This is a genomic window from Streptomyces sp. W16, assembly GCF_033194735.1.
In the GTDB taxonomy this organism is placed as follows: Bacteria; Actinomycetota; Actinomycetes; order Streptomycetales; family Streptomycetaceae; genus Streptomyces.
Map to the genome: position 1 here is coordinate 1 of NZ_JAWOAI010000705.1, position 4161 is coordinate 4161.

Annotated in this window: 4 protein-coding genes; 2 read left to right on the forward strand and 2 right to left on the reverse strand. The window is 71.1% G+C overall.

Features of this window, described 5'->3' with window-relative positions:
- On the forward strand, window positions 1-1170 hold a 1170-nt coding region (locus R6V09_RS47505; RefSeq protein ID WP_317887672.1), incomplete at its 5' end, for a response regulator.
- 38 nt (window positions 1171-1208) lie between these two features.
- A complete protein-coding gene (locus R6V09_RS47510) occupies window positions 1209-1808 on the forward strand; it encodes an alpha/beta hydrolase (RefSeq protein ID WP_317887673.1) in 600 nt (199 codons plus the stop codon).
- Window positions 1809-1839: 31 nt separating this feature from the next.
- Here R6V09_RS47510 and R6V09_RS47515 read toward each other — a convergent pair whose 3' ends face one another.
- A complete protein-coding gene (locus R6V09_RS47515; RefSeq protein ID WP_317887674.1) occupies window positions 1840-3516 on the reverse strand; it encodes a long-chain fatty acid--CoA ligase in 1677 nt (558 codons plus the stop codon).
- 103 nt (window positions 3517-3619) lie between these two features.
- Window positions 3620-4161: SigE family RNA polymerase sigma factor (locus tag R6V09_RS47520; protein WP_317887675.1), on the reverse strand; the 542-nt coding region annotated here is incomplete at its 5' end.

Genomic DNA, 4161 nt, shown 5'->3' on the forward strand with positions numbered 1-4161 from the left:
GCGCAGCCGCTGCCCGCTGAGGCTGCTGTGCCGGCGTCGGCCGGTGCTTCGGTCGGGGCCGTTGATCCCAACTCCACTCAGGGGCGGGCGATCAGTGTGCGGACGTTGGGGCAGGGCGTGCCGTTCACGCGGCAGGCGGCTCAGGTGCAGCAGCCGACCGCCACGCCTCCGCCGCATCAGCCGGGCGGGGGCGGGCGGCGGCGGAAGTTGGGGACGCGGCCCGATTCCGGCACCGCCGGGTCGACGCGTCCGCATCCCCAGGGTGAGCAGGCGCAGCCCTCCATGGCCGGGCAGTCGCGGCTCTCGCCGATGACCGAGGGCGCCGGACGGTCGTACGCCATAGGGGCACCGGACGAGAACGCGGCCGAGGGGCCGGAGCCGTTGGACGGGCCGGGTGGGGCCGTGGAGATCGCGGACACGCCCAGGCCGCAGCCGCTCGACGACGAGCTGCCCCCGGAGCCGCTCGACAATCCGCGCCGGCTGCTGGTGTGGCCCGCGCCGGACGTGACGACCACGCAGGCGCTGAGCGACCGCGGGTACCGGCCCGTCATCGTGCACTCGCGCGAGGAGGTCGACGCGCAGATCGCCGCGTTCCCGGCGGCGCTGTTCGTGGACCCGTTGACCGGGCCGATCACGCGGACGGCACTTCAGTCGTTGCGGCAGGCGGCCGTCGCGGCCGAGGTGCCCGTGCTTGTCACCGCCGGGCTCGGGCAGGCCACGCGTGAGGCGGCCTACGGCGCCGATCCCGCCGTACTGCTGAAGGCGCTCGCGCCCCGGGACAGCGAGCAGCATCCGCCGCGGGTGCTGTTGATCGAGGAGCACGCGGAGATCGCGCTGGCGCTGACCGCGACGCTGGAGCGGCGTGGGATGCAGGTGGCACGGGCCGCGAGCGATGCCGATGCGGTGACGCTGGCGGGGCAGTTGCGGCCCAACCTCGTGGTCATGGACCTGTTGCAGGTGCACAAGCGGCGGGCCGGGATCGTCGACTGGCTGCGGGCGAACGGGCAGCTCAACCGCACTCCGCTCGTCGTGTACACGGCCGCGGTGGACCAGGCCGACCTGCCGCGGCTGGCCTCCGGGGAGACCGTCCTCTTCCTCGCCGAGCGGTCGACGAGCACGGAGGTCCAGTCACGGATCGTGGACCTGTTGGCGCGGATCGGCACCAACTAGCCAACCAGTTGGGCTAGTTGGGCCGGTAGCCTGCGGTCATGCCCACGTCCGTACCTGGTCCCTTCGCCGTCCCCACCCGTCATGACGGTGCGCCCGACCGGGTCGCGGTCGTCGTGCCGGGTGTCGGGTACACGCCCGCCATGCCGCTGCTGCACTTCGCCCGTGCCGTGCTCCTCCAGCACGGTTGGACGGTCCAGGAGCTGTGGTGGCGGATCCCGGACGACTTCTCGCGGTTCACCGTGGAGGAGCGGATCGCGTGGGTGGAGGCGGAGGTCACACGGGCCGTCGACGCCGAGGCGGGGGCCTGCCGGCTGGTCGTCGGGAAGTCTCTGGGGTCGCTCGGGTGCGGGGTCGTGGCCGAGCGGGGCATCGCGGCGGCCTGGCTCACGCCTGTTCTGACGATCGACCAGGTCGTACGCGGCCTCCGGCGGGCCCAGGCGCCGACCCTCCTCGTCGGCGGCGATGCCGACAAGCTGTGGGACTCGCGGGTCGCCGAGTCCCTGCGGCAGCACGAGGTCCTGGAGATTCCGTCGGCAGATCACTCGCTTGAACTCCCGGACGACGCCCGGGGATCCGTCGACGTGTTGCGCACCGTCGTCTCCCGGCTGGACCGGTTCGTCGGCTCGCTCGGCCGGTAGGGATCACCGGCCGAGCGGTACGGGCAACCTGTCAGAGCTGGGTGACGTCCAGGTCGCCGTCGGCGTAGCGCCTGCGCAGCACCTTCTTGTCGAACTTGCCGACGCTCGTCTTCGGGACCGACTCGACGATCGTCCAGCGTTCGGGGAGCTGCCACTTGGCGATCTTGCCCGCGTCGGCGAGGAAGGCACGCAGGGACTCGAAGTCGGCGGTGGAGCCCTCCCGCAGGACGACGGTCGCCAGCGGACGCTCGCCCCACCGCTCGTCCGGTACGGCGACCACGGCGGCCTCGGTGACGTCCGGGTGGGACATCAGGGCGTTCTCCAGGTCGACGGAGGAGATCCACTCGCCGCCGGACTTGATGACGTCCTTGGCGCGGTCGGTGAGGGTGAGGAATCCGTCGGGGGAGATGGTGCCGACGTCGCCGGTCTTGAGCCAGCCGTCCTCGCTGAACTTGTCGGCGGGGCGCAGGGGTTCGGCGTCGGGGCCGTTGTAGTAGGCGCCGGCGACCCAGGGGCCGCGTACCTCCAGCTCGCCCGCCGACTCGCCGTCGAAGGGCAGCCGCTCGCCGCCGGGGCCGGTGAGGCGGGCCTCGACACTCGCCGGGAAACGGCCCTGCGTCAGCCGGTACTCGAACTCCCGCTCCGTGCCGACCGCTTCGGCCGGCGGGCGGGAGACCGTGCCCAGCGGGGAGGTCTCCGTCATGCCCCAGGCGTGGCAGACCCGCATGCCCAGCTTGTCGAAGGCCGCCATGAGGGCGGGCGGGCAGGCCGAGCCGCCGATGGTGACCTGGGTGAGCGAGGAGACGTCGCGCGGCTTGGCGGTCAGTTCGGCGAGCAGGCCCTGCCAGATGGTGGGCACGGCCGCCGCATGCGTCGGGCGCTGGCTCTCGATCATCTCGGCGAGCGGCGCGGGCTGCAGGAAGCGGTCCGGCATCAGCATGTTCACGCCGGTCATGAAGGTGGCATGCGGCAAACCCCAGGCATTTACGTGGAATTGGGGCACTACGACCAGTGAGGTGTCCTGGTCCGTGAGACCCATCGACTGGGTCATGTTGACCTGCATGGAGTGCAGGTAGATCGAACGGTGGCTGAACACCACGCCCTTGGGGTCGCCCGTCGTGCCGGAGGTGTAGCACATCGCGGCGGCCTGGCGTTCGTCCAGCTCGGGCCAGTCGTACGTGGTCGGCTTGCCGGCGATGAGGTCCTCGTACTCGTGCACGCGCGCGTGGGCGCCGTCGAGGGGGGTGCGGTCGCCGGGGCCGGAGACGACGATGTGCTCGACCGTCGGCAGCTTGGGCAGCAGGGGTGCGAGCAGCGGGATCAGCGAACCGTTGACGATCACCACCCGGTCGGCCGCGTGGTTGACGATCCACGCCAACTGGTCGGCCGGAAGACGGAGGTTGAGCGTGTGCAGCACCGCACCCATGGCGGGGATCGCGAAGTAGGCCTCGACGTGGACCGAGTTGTTCCACATAAAGGTTGCCGTGCGCTCGCCGTCCGCCACGCCCAGGTCCTCGCGCAGGGCGTGTGCCAGCTGGGCCGAGCGCGCACCGATCTCCGCGAAGGAACGGCGTTCCGGTTCTCCCTCACCGGTCCAGCTGATCACCTGCGATGTTCCGTGGACCGTAGACCCGTGGGTCAGGATCCTGGAGATCAACAGTGGTACGTCCTGCATGGTGCTCAGCACGGCGTCCTCCCGGGGCGACATTGCCTACGCGGTAGTAAGGGTTGCGCTGATTCTGCGCACATACCGCACGGTATGTCACTAGGACTGGATGATCGATCACGCGATCACGTCATCTTGCCTGCCTCTATCGGACCAGGACCAGCTCCGGGTCCTCGCGCAGTTTGCCCAGCGCCCGCGACACCGCCGACTTCACCGTGCCCACGGACACCCCGAGCACCTCGGCCGTCTGGACCTCGCTGAGGTCCTCGTAATACCTGAGGACGACCATCGCCCGCTGCCGGTCCGGCAGCTTCGCGATCGCCCGCCACATCGCGTCGTGCAGCGCCTGCTGCTCGGCCGGGTCCTCCGCGCCGCCGCCCGGCTCCGGCTCGGGCAGCTCCTCGCACGCGAACTCGTCGACCTTGCGCTTGCGCCACTGCGAGGTCCGCGTGTTCAACAGCGCCCGGCGCACATAGCCGTCCAGCGCCCGGTGGTCCTCGATCCGCTCCCAGGCCACATACGTCTTGGTCAGCGCGGTCTGCAGCAGGTCCTCGGCGTCGGACGGGTTCGCGGTCAGCGACCGGGCGGTCCGCAGCAGCACCGGCTGCCTGGCCCTCATGTACGACGAGAAGGAGGGGTACGTGAGGGCGGTGGCGGCCGGCTGGGTCTGCGCACCCCGCGCGGCGA